Raw genomic sequence first — 15,994 nt, forward strand, 5'->3', positions numbered from 1 at the left:
GAGAGAGTTACGGCGATCATAGCGGCAGGGAAACGCCCGGTCCCATTCCGAACCCGGAAGCTAAGCCTGCCAGCGCCGATGGTACTGCACTGGTTACGGTGTGGGAGAGTAGGACATCGCCGGACAACTTCATAGATAGTGGTGGCGGCCGCTCCGGTTTCATGGCCGTGTTCACCCGTCGAATCCTCACCCGCGCTCCGCGCAGGGGCTAACGAGGGTTCCGGGGTAACGGACACGGCCCGAGGAGCAGGCCGCCACCACTGTTTTTTCATGCCGCCATTCGGGCCCTCCGGGGTGCGGGCGGCGAGAGCAGTGCCAGGCTCGTGTTGTACTGGTACGTCTTCTGAACAGTGGTGGCCGCCGGTACCCGGTGGAGCTGGGTGTCCTCGATGTGGCGCGCCCGCCTGGCCGAGCAGCTTCCGCGTGCGACGACGACGTATCGATCACGAGCACCACGAACGAAGCACCATCAGCAATCACGAAGGATTGGGAGTCATGGCCGGCGAGCCCGACAGGCAGCGTCCTCGAACGAACGACTACGCCAAGGGCGGTCCCAGCAGAGGATCGGCCGGCCCCCGTGGTGGTCGGGACGGGCAGTCGCGTGCGGGCGACCGTGACCGCGCCCCGTCCCGTGGTGGCAACAATGCCCGTTCCGGTGGCCGGGTCGCCGGCATGCGCAACTCCCGTTCTTCCGGTGAGACCCGCGAAGGTGGCTGGTCACGCGACGGTGAACGCTCCCGTCCGTCCGGCGACCGTGACTTCCGTTCCGGCCAGGGCCGCGACGGCGACCGTGGTGGTTCCGGCGGCTACCGCTCCGGCGGTCCCGGCGGCGACCGCGGTGGCTCACGTCCTGGTGGTTCCGGCGGTGGCTTCCGTTCTGGCGGTCCCGGCGGTGACCGTGGTGGTTCCGGCGGTGGCTTCCGCTCGGGTGGCCCCGGTGGTGACCGTGGCGGTTTCCGTTCCGGTGGCCCGGGCGGCGACCGTGGTGGTTCCGGCGGTGGCTACCGTTCCGGTGGCCCCGGTGGTGACCGTGGCGGTTTCCGCTCTGGCGGCTCGGGCAGTGATCGTGGTGGCTCCGGGGGCGGTTTCCGTTCTGGCGGTCCCGGTGGTGACCGTGGTGGGTTCCGTTCCGGTGGCCCGGGCGGTGACCGTGGTGGTTCCGGCGGTGGCTTCCGCTCTGGTGGTCCCGGTGGTGACCGTGGTGGGTTCCGTTCCGGTGGCCCGGGCGGTGACCGTGGTGGTTCCGGAGGCGGTTTCCGCTCCGGCGGTCCCAGCAGTGACCGTGAAGGGTTCCGTTCCGGAGGCGACCGCGGTGACCGCGGCGGTTCCGGCGGTGGCTACCGTTCCGGTGGTCCCGGTGGTCCCGGTGGTCCCGGTGGTGACCGTGGCGGTTTCCGCTCTGGTGGCCCGGGCGGTGACCGTGGGAATTCCGGCGGTGGTTTCCGTTCTGGCGGTCCCGGTGGTGACCGTGGCGGATTCCGCTCTGGTGGCGCGGGCGGCGATCGTGGCAATTCCGGCGGTGGCTACCGTTCCGGTGGCCCGGGCGGTGACCGTGAGAATTCCGGCGGTGGCTACCGTTCCGGTGGTCCCGGTGGTGACCGTGGCGGGTTCCGCTCCGGTGGCCCGAGCAGCGATCGTGGTGGCTCCGGGGGCGGTTTCCGCTCCGGCGGTCCCAGTAGTGACCGTGGCGGTTTCCGTTCTGGTGGCCCCGGTGGTGGCCGTGGTGGTTTCCGTTCCGGTGGCCCGGGCGGTGACCGTGGTGGTTCCGGCGGTGGCTTCCGCTCTGGTGGTCAGGGTGGTGACCGGGACGGGTTCCGTTCCAGTGACCGCGGCGGCGACCGCGGCGGCGACCGGGGTGGATTCCGTTCCGGCGGTCCCAGCAGCGAGCGTGGCGGATTCCGCTCGGGCGGTCCTGGCGGCGACCGTGGTGGCTCTGGTGGCGACCGTGGCGGGTTCCGTTCCGGCGGTCCCAGCAGCGAGCGTGGCGGATTCCGCTCGGGCGGTCCTGGCGGCGACCGTGGTGGCTCTGGTGGCGACCGTGGCGGGTTCCGTTCCGGTGGTCCCGGTGCTGATCGTGGTGGCGACCGTGGTGGTTTCCGTTCTGGTGGCCCGGGCGGCGACCGCGGGGGTTCCGGCGGCGGTTTCCGTTCCGGCGGTCCCAGCAGCGAGCGTGGCGGTTTCCGTTCCGGCGGTCCCGGTGGTGACCGTGGCGGTTCCAACGGTGGCGACCGTGGTGGCTTCCGCTCGGGTGGCCAGGGCGGTGACCGTGGTGGTTCCGGTGGCGGTTTCCGTTCCGGCGGTGCGGGTGGCGACCGGGGCGGATTCCGTTCGGGTGGCCCCGGCGGTGACCGTGGTGGTTCTGGTGGCGACCGGGGTGGTTTCCGTTCCGGTGGTCAGGGTGGTGACCGCGGCGGTTTCCGTTCCAGCGGTCCCGGTGGTGACCGTGGTGGTTCCGGAGGCGGCTTCCGCTCCGGCGGTCAGGGTGGTGACCGTGGCGGTTTCCGTTCCGGTGGCGACCGTGACGGCCGTTCCGGTGGGTTCGGCGGCGACCGCAACGACCGCAATGACCGGGGTGGCTTCCGCGGAGAGCGTGATGGCCGCAGCAGCAGCAACTTCCGGTCCGGTGGGCCGGGTGGTGACCGTGGTGGATTCCGCGGCGACCGCAACGACGACCGTGGTGGCTCTCGCTCCGGCGGTGACCGGGGTGGTCGTTCCGGGGGCTTCGCCAACCGCGAAGGCTTCCGCGGCGACCGCAACGACCGCGGCAGCTTTGCCGGCCAGAAGCGTGGTTGGGGCGAGGACAAGCCTCAGGAGGCGCGGTCCGGCGACAGCAGCACGCCTCGCGACGACGCGGCGCCCGAGCGCAGCGAGCGTAATGACCGTCCCGAGCGCAGCGACCGCGGTCCGCGCCGGGAGCAGTCTCAGGGCTGGGGCGGCCGGGAGCAGCGGGACCGCTCCGAGCGTCGTCCCGCCGCGACCACGCGTACCCAGCGCTCCGACGACGGCCGCGCGCTGCGTCCGATGCAGGTGCGCAAGGCTGCCGGCCGCGACCCGGAGATCCCCGAGGGGATCAACGCGGGGATGCTCGACAAGGCTGTCCGCCATGAACTGTCCGGCCTGACCCGCGAGGTCGCCGTGCAGACAGGGGCGCACCTGGCCGCCGTCAACTACTTCATCGAGTCCGACCCCGAGCGGGCCTGGCAGCACGCCGAGGCCGCCCGTAAGCGCGGGGGACGCCTGGGTGTGGTGCGTGAGACCGCCGGCCTGGCTGCCTACCGCACCGGCCGCTACGCCGATGCCCTCGCCGAGCTGCGCACCGCGCGCCGGATCACCGGGTCGAACGAGCACCTGGCGATCATGGCCGACTGTGAGCGCGGTCTGGGCCGGCCGGAGCGCGCGCTGGAGCTGGCGCGCAGCGAAGAGGCCAAGACCCTCGACGCCGACAACCGGATCGAGCTGAAGATCGTGGAGTCCGGGGCGCGGGCCGACCTCGGTGAGTTCGACGCGGCCGTGGTCGTGCTGCAGATCCCTGAGCTGGAGAGCAACCGTCGCTCGCCCAGCCTGGCCCGGCTGCGCTTCGCGTACTCCGAGGCGCTCAAGGCGGCCAAGCGGCAGCAGGAGGCCGAGTCCTGGCGCAGCCGGGCGATCGCCGAGGACCCGGACGGCTCCGCCGGCGTGAACGACCTGGACGACGACGAGCTCGAGGTCTACGACCTGGAGTGGGACGACGACGAGGACGGCGAGCAGGACGACCAGGACGGCCAGGGCGGGGACGACGCCCCCCGGTCCGCCGACCGGCAGAAGCCGGCCCAGGACGCCCACGCCCAGGACGGCGAGATCGACGAGGACGACGACCTCGAGGACAGCACCGACGACCTCGACGACCAGGCCGACGACCTCGACGACGACGATGACGAGGACGACGACCTCGACGACGAGGATGACGAGGACGATGAGGACCTCGAGGACACCGAAGAGGCCGACTCGGACACGGTGAGTGCTGGGAGCACCGCTCCGAGCCAGGGTTCCGGTGACGCCAAGGCAGAAAATGCCACAGGAACACCTTTCGAAGTGCGCTTCGAACACGGTGGGCGCGAGGATGCCGACAGGAGCGCCGACCGGCAGGACTGATCCGTTCCGTCCCTGCCGGGGCCGGGTGGCACTTCGCCACCCGGCCGCACGGATGCCGGCGCCGGCCAGGGATGGAGAACGGCCATGGTCAGCTCCACGGACGCAGGGCACGACGGATCCGCAGGCAACGAGTACGACGGCACCACCTACGAGGGCGGTGGTGAACCGGCCGACAGCCTGGAGCTGGTCACGACCGCCGCGCCGGAGGCCGAGCCCGAGCCTCTGGCGCAGTCAGCACCTGAGCAGCGCACTCTGGTCCTCGACGAACCCGGCCCCGTCGGGAACGAGACCTCACCGATCGACGACCCCACCACGTCCCCAGTTCCTCATGACGACGTCTACGTGGGTGACGGCGACGAGATCGACCTGATCGACGGGGTGGACCCCGAGCCGGTCTACGAGCCTGCCCTGATCGACCTGGACGACGAGTCGTTCGTGGTCGAGGCGCCCGAGACCGACGCCGGCACCGACGTCGTCGATTCCGTCGAGGTGCCGGACACCCTGATGCCGGTGGACGACTACGGTGACGTCCTGTGAGTTCTTCCTCCACGCTGATCGGGCTGGACCGCGCGCCGTCCGCCGAGTTCGACACCGTCCTGCTCGACCTCGACGGGGTCGTCTACATCGGGCCCGAGGCGGTGCCCGGTGCTCCCGAGGCGCTCGACCGGGTGCGGGCGGCCGGGGCCCGCACCGCCTTCGTCACCAACAACGCCTCCCGCCCGCCGCGGGTGGTCGCCGCTCACCTGCGGGAACTCGGCGTGCACGCCGAGGACGACGACGTGGTGAACTCGGCTCAGGCTGCTTCCGCGCTGTTCGCCAAGCGCCTGCCCGCGGGGTCGCCCGTGCTCGTCGTCGGCGGCGCCGGCCTGTATGAGGCGCTGGACGAGGCCGGGCTGAAGCCGGTCGGGTCGATGGACGAGTCCCCGGTGGCCGTGGTCCAGGGCTTCACCCCCGACATCGACTGGAAGCTGCTGGTCGAGGGCACCCGCGCGGTGCGGGCGGGTCTGCCCTGGATCGCCACCAACATGGACGCCACCGTGCCCACGCCCTACGGGCCGGCCCCCGGCAACGGCACCATGGTCCAGGCCGTCATCACCGCCACCCAGGTCCAGCCCGAGGTGGCCGGCAAGCCCCAGCCCACGCTCTTCCTCGAGGCAGCGGCCCGTTACGGCAGCCAGAGGACGATTGTGGTGGGCGATCGTCTCGACACCGACCTGGAGGGGGCACGGGCGGCCGACATGGTCGGTCTTGTCGTTCTCACCGGTGTCCACCGCGTGAGTGATCTGATCGCCGCTGGTGCCCACACTCGTCCTCACTTGATCGCCCGTGACCTGAACGGGTTGATGGACGCGCACAATGGGCCGCAGATCGACGGTGCCGTGGTCACGGTCGGTACTTCGCGGGCCCGGGTGGAAGACGGGGCGGTCACCGTGCTCGAAGCAGGTGAAGACGCCCTCGACCTGGTGCGCGCCGGAGTGGTTGCGGCGTGGGAGCACGCGGATGCCTCAGGGGAGACCCCGGACGGCCAGGAGCTGTTGAAGGCGCTGTACGCCAAGGAGGGCGACGGTCCCTGGGGCCGGTAGCGTGACGCCCAGCATGACTATTCATCGCACCGCCAACTTGCCGGAGGGCACACCGTGACGAGCGCGTACCCGCCCGTCGACGCTGGTCTGCCCGAAACGGTCACCCCTGAGGGGCCGGAGAGCAGCATCACGCCGGAAGAGCCCGCGGCCGTACCCGAGCCGCCCGCCGCCGCGCCGAAGCCGCCCGTCACCGGCGACCAGGCCGTCGACGAAGCGATGGAGCTGGTCTCGGACGCTTCCGGTGCCGATCTGGACTTCCAGCTCGAGGCCTACGAGTCCGCGCACCAGACGTTGCAGGACCGCCTCGCGGACGTGGAGAGCTAGTCGGCGATGGCACGTCTACGAAGGCTCGACGCCGAACTGGTGCGCCGGCAGTTGGCCCGTTCCCGTGATGCAGCGCAGAAACTCGTGCTGGAGCGCCGGGTGCTGGTCTCCGGCACGATCGCCACCAAGCCCGCCACGCAGGTCGATCCGGCGGTGGCGATCGTCGTCAAACAAGACGACTCCGACCCGGGCTACGCCAGCCGTGGCGGCCACAAGCTGGCCGGCGCGCTGGACCATTTCGCCGAACTGAGCGTCGAGAACCGGCGCTGTCTGGACGCCGGGGCCAGCACCGGCGGTTTCACCGACGTGCTGTTGCGTCGGGGGGCCGAACACGTGGTCGCCGTGGACGTCGGCTACGGCCAGCTGGTCTGGGCTCTGCAGCAGGATCCGAGGGTCACGGTGCTCGACCGCACCAACATCCGCGAGCTGACCCCCGAGCAGGTCGCACCGGCGCCGTCGCTGGTGGTGGGAGACCTGTCCTTCATCTCCCTGCGGCTGGTCCTGCCCGCCCTGATCGCCTGCACCGCCCCCGACGCCGATCTGCTGCTCATGGTGAAGCCGCAGTTCGAGGTGGGGCGTGAACGGCTGGGGTCGGGCGGGGTCGTGCGTGATCCCGAGATCCGGGCCGACGCCGTGCGAACGGTCGCCCAGACCGCTCTGGAGCTGGGGCGGGGCGTCCAGGGTGTGGTGGCCAGCCCGCTGCCCGGGCCCAGCGGGAATGTCGAGTACTTCCTGTGGTTGCACGCGGAGGCGCCGCCGCTGGACCCGGCCGCTCTGGACACCGCCATCGCGCAGGGACCGAGCTGAACCACGTACCTGCCGAGGTTCGGCACAGACTGACTGAGGGAGCTTCATGAGCACACCCGATCGCCGGGTGCTCGTCCTGGCCCACACCGGCCGGGAAGCCGCTGTGGCCGCGGCTGAGGAACTCGTCCACCTGCTGGTCGCGGCGGGGATCAAGCCGATCGTCATGCCCAGCGACTCCGAGGGCCTGACCGACAAGACGATGGAGCTGCTGCACCCGGCCGGCTCGGCCGACCCGCTGGAGGCGATCGAGCTGGTGATCGTGCTCGGCGGCGACGGCACCATCCTGCGCAGCGCCGAGCTGGTGCGCGGGCACACCGCGCCGCTGCTCGGGGTGAACCTGGGGCACGTCGGGTTCCTGGCCGAGTCCGAGCGCGACGACCTGGCCTACACGGTGCAGCGGGTGGCGGCCCGGGACTACGAGGTCGAGGAACGGATGACGCTGGACGTCGCCGTCGACCTGGACGGTGTGCGGATCGCCGATATGTGGGCGCTGAACGAGGCGTCGGTGGAGAAGGCCAACCGGGAGCGGATGATCGAGGTGGTGATCGAGGTCGACGGCCGCCCGGTCACCGAGTTCGGCTGTGACGGGGTGGTGATGGCCACCCCGACCGGCTCCACCGCCTACGCGTTCTCGGCCGGGGGACCGATCGTCTGGCCTGAGGTGGAGGCGCTGTTGCTCGCCCCGCTGAGCGCCCACGCGTTGTTCGCCCGGCCGATGGTGGTGGCGCCGACCTCGGTGCCTGCCGTCGAGCTGGTTCAGGACACGCCCGGCCGGGCGATGCTCTGGTGTGACGGCCGCCGCAGCATGGAACTGCCGCCGGGAGCCCGGGTCGAGGTCCGCCGCTCGGCGGTCCCGGTGCGGCTGGCCCGGCTCGCGCGCCCGCCCTTCACCGACCGGCTGGTGGCCAAGTTCGGGCTGCCGGTACACGGCTGGCGGGGCCGGGCGACGCGCGGTTCGCACGGGCCGGTGGGCGGCTGGGGTGCCGTGGCCCACTCCGATTCGTCGGGGGCTCAGGCAAAAGGTCCGGAATATCCTTCGAACACCGTTTCGAACGGCGGATCCGGGAAGAACCCGGGCACATCCGGGCCACCGACCTCGCCGACCGTCGAAGAACTGCCCTAGAGTCGTCGACGTGCTTCAGGAGATGCACCTGCGCGGTCTCGGTGTGATCGACGACGCGGTGCTGGAATTCGGACCCGGCCTGACCGTCGTCACGGGTGAGACGGGCGCCGGTAAGACCATGGTCGTGACCGGACTGGGCCTGCTCATGGGCGGGCGGGCCGACCCCGGATCGGTGCGTGAGGGCTACCAGAGCGCACTGGTCGAGGGGCGGCTCACGCTCGACCCCAAGGGCCCGGCGGCCACCCGCGCGGTGGAGGCCGGGGCGGAGCTGGACGACGGCGACACGCTGGTCGTCTCGCGCACCGTCGCGGCCGAGGGCGGGCGCTCGAAGGCCCACCTGGGCGGTCGCGGGGTGCCCGTCGGGGTGCTCGGTGAGCTGGCCGGTGACCTGGTCGCGGTGCACGGGCAGAGCGACCAGATCCGGCTGCAGTCCACGGCCAAGCAGCGTGAGTCGCTCGACCGGTTCGGCGGCACCACGGTGGCCAAGGCCCTGGCGGCCTACCGCAAGACCTACGGCGAGCTGCGCAGGACCGAGAAGAAGCACCAGGAGATCACCCAGCAGTTCGCCGAGCGGGCCGCCGAGGCCGAGCGCCTGCGGGCCGGGCTGGAGGAGATCGAGAAGGTCGCCCCCCAGCCGGGGGAGGACCACGAGCTCAAGGCCGAGTCCCAGCGGCTGTCGCACGCCGAGGGCCTGCAGCAGGCCGCGGCCACGGCCAACCAGGCGATGTCCGGCGGCGCCGAGGCCGGTGGCTACGACGTGGCCGGGCTGATCAACACCGTGCGCCGGGCCCTCGAGGGTGGCGCCGCGCACGACCCGGCGCTGGGCGAGCTGGCCCGCCGGGCCACCGAGATCGGCTACCTGGTCGACGACCTGTCCACCGAGTGCGCGTCCTACGCCGCCGGTGTCGAGGCCGACCCGGTGCGGCTGGCCGCGGTGGAGGACCGCCGGGCCACGCTGAGCCATCTGGTGCGCGGCTACGGCGAGGACGTGGACGCCACGCTGGCCTGGGCGCAGCAGGCGTCGGTCCGGCTGCTGGAGCTGGACAACGACGAGCAGGCGGTGGACGAGCTCGCGGCCCAGGTCGCCCAGCTGCGGCAGAAGCTGGCGCAGCAGGCGGTCACGCTGACCAAGGCCCGGCGGGCCGCGGCGGCCCGCCTGGGCAAGGCGGTCACCGCCGAGCTGCAGGAGCTGTCGATGGCCGGTTCACGGCTGTTCGTCGAGGTCTCGCACCGGCCCGACGAGGACGGTCTGGTGCTGGCGGCCGACAGCACGATCGACCTGACCGACCCGGCCGGGGACACGGCGACGATGCTCGGCGAGGGGCCGCCGGTTGCGTTCGGCCCGGACGGCGCCGACGAGATCGAGATGCTCCTGGCACCGCACCCGGGCGCCTCCCCGCGGCCCCTGGGCAAGGGCGCCTCCGGCGGTGAGCTGTCGCGCGTCATGCTCGGCCTCGAGGTCGTGCTCGGCGCGGTCGACCCGGTGCCCACGTTCGTCTTCGACGAGGTCGACTCCGGCGTCGGGGGCAAGGCCGCGCTCGGCATCGGCCGCCGGCTGGCCCGGCTGGCCCGCAACAGCCAGGTGCTCGTGGTCACCCACCTGCCGCAGGTCGCCGCGTTCGCCGATCAGCACCTGCTGGTGCGCAAGGCGCACTCCGGCGAGGTCACCAGCAGCGGGGTGCACACCCTCGACACCGACGGCCGGATCCGTGAGCTTGCTCGCATGCTGGGCGGCCTGGAGGACTCGGGGTCGGCCCAGGCGCACGCCGAGGAACTGCTGGAGATGGCCGAGGCCGATCGCCTGCTGGTGTAGGACCGGACGGCGCTGAATCGGGTTCGGGAACGGGTGATCGGTTCCGAATCGTTGTCATCCGGAACCTTCCCCGGCCGAGGCACCGTTCCGGACATGGCACGATCGTTCCCGTGAAGCTGCCGTCCCTGCCCCGAGGCCGCCGTCCGGAACCGGCGGAGGGTCCAGGGGTGCACGGGGTCGCGAAGGTCGACAAGCGCACGAAGGACCTCACCAAGCGGCTCCGGCCCGGTGACATCGCGGTGATCAACCACACCGACATCGACCGGGTCGCCGCCGACGCGCTGGTCGCGGCCAAGCCCGGCGCGGTGGTGAACGCGGCCGCCAGCATCTCCGGCCGTTACCCCAACCTGGGCCCGCAGATCCTGCTCGCGGCCGGGGTCCCGCTGATCGACGGGGTGGGCGAGTCGGTGCTCACCACGATCACCGAGGGCACCCGGGTCCGGATCGACGGCAACGAGATCTGGGCCGGCGACAAGGTGGTGGCCCGGGGTACGAAGCAGGACGCGGCCACGGTGTCGGCGGCGATGGACGACGCCCGGGCCGGGCTGAACGTCCAGCTGGAGTCGTTCGCGGCCAACACCATGGAGTACCTGAAGAAGGAGCGCGACCTGCTCCTGGACGGGGTCGGCGTCCCGGACGTGAAGACCTCGTTCGAGAACCGTCAGGCGCTGATCGTGGTGCGGGGCTACCACTACAAGGAAGACCTGGCCACGCTGCGCCCGTACATCCGCGAGTACCGTCCGGTGCTGGTCGGGGTGGACGGCGGGGCCGACGCCGTCCTGGAGGCCGGCTACACCCCCGACATGATCGTCGGGGACATGGACTCGGTCTCCGACAAGTCGCTCACCTGCGGCGCCGAGATCGTGGTGCACGCCTACCGGGACGGCAACGCGCCCGGTCTGCAGCGGGTGCGCGACCTCGGGGTCGACCCGGTGGTGTTCCCGGCCACCGGCACCAGCGAGGACGTGGCCATGCTGCTGGCCGACGACAAGGGCGCGTCCCTGATCGTCGCCGTGGGCACCCACGTCACCCTGGTCGAGTTCCTCGACAAGGGCCGGGCCGGCATGGCCAGCACGTTCCTGACCCGGCTGCGGGTGGGCAGCAAGCTGGTCGACGCCAAGGGCGTCTCCCGGCTGTACCGCCAGCGCATCAGCAACTGGCAGCTGGCCGTCCTGGCGATCGCCGGGCTGGTCGCGCTGGGCGTGGCCCTGGCCTCCACCGAGGGCGGGCAGACCTTCTACTCCCTGATCGGGGCGCGGTGGGACGACCTCACCGCCTGGGTGCGCGGCTGGTTCACCGACCCGATCCCCGAGGCACTGACGCAGAACTGGCGGGGAACTCTCAGCACATGATCGACTTCCGGTACCACCTCGTATCGCTCATCTCGGTGTTCCTGGCCCTGGCCGTGGGCATCGTGCTGGGCGCCGGCCCGCTGCAGGACTCGATCGGCTCCACCCTGACCGAGCAGGTCAGCGTGCTCCGGGCCGACCGCGACGAGCTGCGCGAGCAGGTCGACACGGCCTCGGCCGCGGTCACCCACCGCGACGAGTTCGCCGAGGCCACCACGCCCGCCCTGGTGGGTGGGGCGCTCACCGGCCGCGCGGTCGCCGTGATCGCGCTGCCCGGGGTCGAGGACGACGTGGTCGAGCCGCTCACCGAGGCGATCGGCACGGCCGGGGGCAGTGTCACCGGCCGGATCCGGCTGACCGAGAACTGGACGGCCGCCGACAAGGAGGCCGACCGCACTGCGGCCCTGTCCACGCTGGCCGGCGAGCTGCCCAGCGGCTACGTGCCGACCGAGGGCACCACCGCCGAGCGGCTGGCCCAGGTGCTGGCCACCTCCACGGTCTCCGCGGCCGGCAGCACGCTCTCCGGCACTGGCTCGGCCGATGCCGCCACGGCACTGAACGGCCTGTCCACGGCCGAGCTGATCGAGGTGGAGGGCGACCTCGACGGCCTGGCCTCGGGCGCGGTGCTGGTGGTCCCGGCCAACCCGGAGGCCACCGGCCAGCCGGCCGCGACGGCGGCGGACACCGACGAGGTGGCCCCGGCCTACGTGGCGCTGGCCGGACGGCTCGACGCCACCGGCGGCGGCGCGGTGGCCACCGGACCCGCCTCGGCCGCCACCGGCGGTGTGATCACCGCGATCCGCGACGACGAGGCAGTGAGCGCCGACGTCTCCACGGTCGACACCGGTACCACCGCGATGGGTGTGGTCACCGCCGTGCTGGCCCTGGAGGAACAGCTCTCCGGGGCGACCGGCGCCTACGGTTTCGGCGAGGGCGTGGACGGGATCCTGCCACCGCTCGCCACCCGCACCGAGGCCACCGACGCCGCAGGCAAGGGAGACAACCCGTGATCCGTCGTCTGATCGGTACCGCCTCGCTGGCCGCCTGCGCCGCCTTCGCGGCCCGCGACGCCTGGAAGCTGCTCAGGAAGTTCCCGCCCGGCGGCGCCGAGCTGTGGGAACGGCAGAACCACCGGGGCGAGACCCTGACCCTGCTCGAGGGCCCGGCCTACACGGTCGGCACCGCTGCGGCCGTGCTGATCGCGCCGGGCGTGCCGGCCCGCACCAAGGCCGCGGCAGTCGTGGCCACGCTGGGCGGCGGAGTGTTCGGCGCCATCGACGACCTGCGCGAGACCGGCAAGAGCAAGGGCCTGCGTGGTCACCTGGGCGAACTGGCGCGGGGCAACGTCACCACCGGCGGCCTGAAGGTGCTCGGCATCGGCGCCACCGGCCTGGCCGCAGCCCTGCTGGTGCCCGCCCGTCGCGACCTGGCCGACGCCGGGGCCTTCACCCGTGGCCTCAGCCGCACCACCGACACGCTGATCTCGGGCGCCGTGGTGGCCGGCTCGGCCAACCTGATGAACCTGTTCGACCTGCGGCCCGGCCGCGCGATCAAGGTCATGCTGCTCTTCGCCCCCGCGGCTTTGGCCCCGGAGAAGGCAGGCAACCTGGTGGCCGTGGTCTGCGGCGCCGGCGCCGGCCTGCTGCCGTTCGACCTGGCCGAGAAGGCGATGCTCGGAGACACCGGTGCCAACGCGGCCGGCGCCCTGCTGGGCACCGCCGCGGTCAGCGGACTCGACCGCAAGGGCCAGCTCGCCGTGCTGGCGGTCGTCGGCGGGCTCACCCTGGCCAGCGAGAAGGTCAGCTTCACCAAGGTCATCGCCAACACGCCGGTACTGCGCGAGCTGGACCAGCTGGGCCGACGTCCCGCCCAGTGAGCACCTCGGAATCCTCTGAGCCGGACGAAGAGCGGCGGGCGGATCGCCACGACCTCGTCGACCGTGCCCAGCACACCGGTCAGGGTCTGGAGGGCGGCCACGGCGGGCCCGCTGAGGCCGGTGGGTCGCCCGACCATGTCCAGGCTGCTGCGCTCACGGGCCAGGCTGAGCCCGCCACTGCGGCCGCTCCGGTCGTCCGGGGGCTACTCGCCTCGGCTGCTCTGATCGCGGCGGTCACGGCAGTGGCACGGGTGGTGGGGTTCGGCCGCTGGCTGGTCTTCTCCACCCAGGTCGGCGCCGGCGGAGTGGGCGCGGCCTACTCGGCTGCCAATCTGCTTCCCAACCTGCTGTTCGAGGTGGTCGCCGGTGGGGCTCTGGCCAGCGCGGTGGTCCCACTCCTGGCCGGGCCGCTGGCCCGTGGCCGTCGTGAAGAGATCAACAAGATCGTCTCTGCGCTGATCGGCTGGGTGCTGATCGTGCTGGTGCCGGTCTCGATCCTGCTCGCCGTGCTTGCCGTTCCGTTGTCCAGGCTCCTGATCGACGGCGACGCCCAGGCCGGTCCGGCCCGGCAACTGGAGCTGGCGGCACAGCAGGATCTGGTGGCTCGCATGATCACCGTGTTCGCGCCGCAGATCGCGCTCTACGGCATCGGGGTCATCCTGACCGGCGCACTGAACGCCCACCGCCGCTTCTTCTGGCCGGCCGCGGCGCCCCTGCTCTCCAGTCTCGTGGTGGTCGGCGCCTATCTGATCTACGGCTCCACCAACGAAGGCGTCGACGCTGCCCGAGGGCTGCCCCGGGCGGCGGAAGCATGGCTGGTCTGGGGAACCACGGCGGGCGTCGCGGTGATGACGCTGCCCCTGCTGTGGCCCACCTACCGGGCGGGAATTCGTATCCGCCCCACGCTCACCTTCCCCCCGGGGATCGCCCGGCGGGGCCTAGCTCTTGCTTCGGCGGGCATCGCAGCCCTCCTGGCGCAACAGGCCGCGTTGCTAACTGCCTTGCTTCTGGCCAGTCGTAGCGGCACCAATGCTTTCCCGGTGTTCCAGTACACCCAGGCCGTCTACTTCCTGCCCTACGCGGTGCTTGCTGTTCCCCTGGCTACGAGTGCCTTCCCCCGGCTGGCCGAAAAAGCCTCACAGGGGGACGAGGCTGGGTTCGCAGCGACTGCAGCCTCCAGTACGCGTGTGGTCGTGCTGGTTTCGCTCTTCGGTACCGCCGTGCTCGCAGGTGCCGCAGTGGCGGTGGGCGAGTTCTTCACCGTTATCGACACCACCTCCGGATCGAAGGCGATGTTGGGGGAGATGGGCAACGCCCTCACCGTCATGGCCCCCGGCCTGGTCGGCTTCGCGCTGATCGCCCACATCGGCCGCGCCCTCTACGCCCGCGAACGGGGTAGAGCGGCCGCGGTGGCCACCTCCCTCGGCTGGGGCACGGTCATCATCGGCTCTGTTGTAGGGGCACAGTTGGCGCCTGTAGTCACAGGATTGGCCTGGGGTAACACCGTCGGCATGGCCGTCGCGGCGTTCTTGCTGGTGCTCGCCCTGCGTCGGGTGGCGGGGGCCGAGTCCGTGGCTGGGCTGGGCCGCCTCCTGGTGCTTTCCGGCATCGCCGCACTGGTCGCTGCGCTGGCCGGTCGGGAAACGTCCTACCTGGTACTGGACGGGCGGGAAGCGTCCGTGATCTTGTCGCTGTTCGCCGGCGTGGTCGCTGCGACTGTGTCGGCGCTGGTCTTCACCGCGCTGCTCGCGGTGCTGGACCGCCGGAACCTGGGCATGCTGATCGGACGGATCACCCGGAAGGCTTAGGTATGAGTGCGGATCGTGTGCTGTTGGTGGCCGGGCCGGCCACCGGGGGAGTGGCCGGGCACGTGGCCGGGCTCGCTGCTGGGCTGGACCAGCTCGGCTGGGACGTAGGCGTTTTCACCAGTCCCATCACCGCCACCCGGTTCTCCGGGACGAAGCTGGACGTGGTCCCGGAATGGCCGGTGGGCCGGCACAACCTGAGCGCATCGCTGAAGACGCTGCGCCGGCTGATCGGTGAGGCCAGCGTCGTGCACGCCCACGGGCACCAGGCCGGTCTGCTCACGGTGCTCGCGGCGGCGTCGGTGAAGCAGCGCCCGCCGGTGATCGTGACCTGGCACAACGCCGTGCTCGGAGGGGGGCCGAAACGTCGGGTCCTCGCCGCGGCGGAGAAGATCCAGGCCACTCGCGCCGACCTGCTCACCGGCGCCTCGTCCGACCTGGTCGCCCGGGCCGCGCAGCTCGGCGCGAAGCGGCCGGAGCTCACGATCGTCTCGGCCGAGCCGCTGGAGGCGAGCGTCCAATCGTCCATTGTTGGTTCTGATCTGCCGCCCCGCCGTGGCCCCCTGGTGCTGACCGTCTCGCGTATTGCCCCCCAGAAGCGTCTGGACGTGTTGGTAGACGCTGCCGCCCTCCTGTCCGCAGACGTCCTCGGGGTGCAGTGGGTTGTCGCCGGAGACGGCGATCTGGAGCTGCTTGACCAGCTCGAGCTACGGCGCAACCGGGTCAACGCCCCAGTGACCTTCCTGGGCCGCCGGGAAGACATACCTGCCCTGCTGGCCGAGGCCGACGTCTTTGCGCTCACCAGCGACTGGGAGGCCCGCCCGCTGGCGGTACAGGAAGCGATGGCCGCCGGGGTTCCGGTGGTCGCCACCGCGGTGGGTGGGGTTCCCGACCTGCTTGAGGACGCGGGTGCGCTCGTCGATCCCGGATCGGCACCAGCGCTTGCTTCCGCCGTCCGCGATCTGCTCACCGACCCCACCCAGGCGGCCGAGCTCGCCGAACGGGCCCGCGCCCGGGTCGCGGCGCTGCCGACCGAGGACGAGGTCACCCAGCGTTGGCACAACCGTTACCAGCAGTTGCTCGGGCGGCCGTAGTGATGAAGATCCCCTCGCCGATAAAGGGACTTCGGTAGCCCATCCGGGCGAACGAGGCGGCTGAGGTCACGACGGCCCGCAGACCCTGA

The 15,994-nt window shown here is 71.7% G+C and carries 13 protein-coding genes and 1 rRNA gene; 13 read left to right on the forward strand and 1 reads right to left on the reverse strand.

Annotation, left to right across the window (positions count from 1 at the left end; translation table 11 throughout):
* Positions 1–8 precede the first annotated feature (8 nt).
* Positions 9–125, forward strand: a 5S ribosomal RNA gene (rrf, locus tag QSK18_RS33770).
* A gap of 718 nt (positions 126–843) precedes the next feature.
* On the opposite strand, the gene QSK18_RS33775 is transcribed toward rrf, so the two are convergent.
* Positions 844–3,105 carry a hypothetical protein gene (locus QSK18_RS33775; protein ID WP_285627952.1) on the reverse strand — a complete coding sequence of 754 codons (2,262 nt, stop codon included), beginning with the start codon at positions 3,103–3,105 and terminating at the stop codon, positions 844–846.
* Between QSK18_RS33775 and QSK18_RS33780 the strand changes: the two genes are divergently transcribed.
* The 12 genes from QSK18_RS33780 (at position 3,082) to QSK18_RS33835 (ending at position 15,905) form a co-directional block, all read left to right on the forward strand.
* Positions 3,082–4,131: a tetratricopeptide repeat protein gene (locus tag QSK18_RS33780; protein WP_285627955.1), complete on the forward strand. Its 1,050-nt coding sequence runs from the start codon at positions 3,082–3,084 to the stop codon at positions 4,129–4,131. The genes QSK18_RS33775 and QSK18_RS33780 overlap by 24 nt on opposite strands.
* An 84-nt stretch (positions 4,132–4,215) precedes the next feature.
* Positions 4,216–4,668, forward strand: a complete 453-nt coding sequence (locus tag QSK18_RS33785; protein ID WP_232813991.1) for a hypothetical protein — start codon at positions 4,216–4,218, stop codon at positions 4,666–4,668.
* Positions 4,665–5,714: an HAD-IIA family hydrolase gene (locus QSK18_RS33790; protein ID WP_285627958.1), complete on the forward strand. Its 1,050-nt coding sequence runs from the start codon at positions 4,665–4,667 to the stop codon at positions 5,712–5,714. The genes QSK18_RS33785 and QSK18_RS33790 overlap by 4 nt, the downstream gene beginning before the upstream one ends.
* Positions 5,715–5,768: 54 nt before the next feature.
* Positions 5,769–6,038: a hypothetical protein gene (locus QSK18_RS33795; RefSeq protein WP_232813989.1), complete on the forward strand. Its 270-nt coding sequence runs from the start codon at positions 5,769–5,771 to the stop codon at positions 6,036–6,038.
* A 6-nt stretch (positions 6,039–6,044) separates the two neighbouring features.
* Positions 6,045–6,845 (forward strand): TlyA family RNA methyltransferase, encoded by an 801-nt coding sequence (locus QSK18_RS33800; RefSeq protein WP_285627961.1) that lies wholly within the window; start codon positions 6,045–6,047, stop codon positions 6,843–6,845.
* Positions 6,846–6,891: 46 nt separating this feature from the next.
* Positions 6,892–7,968 (forward strand): NAD kinase, encoded by a 1,077-nt coding sequence (locus tag QSK18_RS33805; RefSeq protein WP_232813987.1) that lies wholly within the window; start codon positions 6,892–6,894, stop codon positions 7,966–7,968.
* Positions 7,969–7,990: 22 nt separating this feature from the next.
* Positions 7,991–9,781 (forward strand): DNA repair protein RecN, encoded by a 1,791-nt coding sequence (gene recN, locus QSK18_RS33810; protein ID WP_269810968.1) that lies wholly within the window; start codon positions 7,991–7,993, stop codon positions 9,779–9,781.
* Positions 9,782–9,897: 116 nt separating this feature from the next.
* Complete coding sequence (steA, locus tag QSK18_RS33815) at positions 9,898–11,133, forward strand: putative cytokinetic ring protein SteA (RefSeq protein ID WP_269810967.1); 1,236 nt, start codon at positions 9,898–9,900, stop codon at positions 11,131–11,133.
* Complete coding sequence (locus QSK18_RS33820) at positions 11,130–12,140, forward strand: copper transporter (protein ID WP_232813984.1); 1,011 nt, start codon at positions 11,130–11,132, stop codon at positions 12,138–12,140. Before steA ends, QSK18_RS33820 begins: the two co-directional genes overlap by 4 nt.
* The gene (locus QSK18_RS33825) at positions 12,137–13,006 is read left to right on the forward strand and encodes a hypothetical protein (protein WP_232813983.1); all 870 of its coding nucleotides are present in this window, start codon (positions 12,137–12,139) and stop codon (positions 13,004–13,006) included. The genes QSK18_RS33820 and QSK18_RS33825 overlap by 4 nt, the downstream gene beginning before the upstream one ends.
* A complete protein-coding gene (murJ, locus tag QSK18_RS33830; RefSeq protein ID WP_285627995.1) occupies positions 13,003–14,814 on the forward strand; it encodes a murein biosynthesis integral membrane protein MurJ in 1,812 nt (603 codons plus the stop codon). The genes QSK18_RS33825 and murJ overlap by 4 nt, the downstream gene beginning before the upstream one ends.
* Before the next feature lie 2 nt (positions 14,815–14,816).
* Positions 14,817–15,905, forward strand: coding sequence for a glycosyltransferase family 4 protein (locus QSK18_RS33835; protein ID WP_285627998.1), 1,089 nt, complete (start codon positions 14,817–14,819; stop codon positions 15,903–15,905).
* Positions 15,906–15,994 lie beyond the last annotated feature (89 nt).

This window comes from Kineosporia sp. NBRC 101677 (assembly GCF_030269265.1).
GTDB lineage: Bacteria > Actinomycetota > Actinomycetes > Actinomycetales > Kineosporiaceae > Kineosporia > Kineosporia rhizophila.

Bases quoted from the DNA above. Each gene is read 5' to 3' on its own strand.
- QSK18_RS33780 (WP_285627955.1), top strand. From the start codon at position 3,082: ATGCTCGACAAGGCTGTCCGCCATGAACTGTCCGGCCTGACCCGCGAG.
- QSK18_RS33775 (WP_285627952.1), bottom strand. From the start codon at position 3,105: ATGGCGGACAGCCTTGTCGAGCATCCCCGCGTTGATCCCCTCGGGGAT.
- QSK18_RS33785 (WP_232813991.1), top strand. From the start codon at position 4,216: ATGGTCAGCTCCACGGACGCAGGGCACGACGGATCCGCAGGCAACGAG.
- QSK18_RS33800 (WP_285627961.1), top strand. From the start codon at position 6,045: ATGGCACGTCTACGAAGGCTCGACGCCGAACTGGTGCGCCGGCAGTTG.
- QSK18_RS33805 (WP_232813987.1), top strand. From the start codon at position 6,892: ATGAGCACACCCGATCGCCGGGTGCTCGTCCTGGCCCACACCGGCCGG.
- recN (WP_269810968.1), top strand. From the start codon at position 7,991: ATGCACCTGCGCGGTCTCGGTGTGATCGACGACGCGGTGCTGGAATTC.
- QSK18_RS33820 (WP_232813984.1), top strand. From the start codon at position 11,130: ATGATCGACTTCCGGTACCACCTCGTATCGCTCATCTCGGTGTTCCTG.
- QSK18_RS33835 (WP_285627998.1), top strand. From the start codon at position 14,817: ATGAGTGCGGATCGTGTGCTGTTGGTGGCCGGGCCGGCCACCGGGGGA.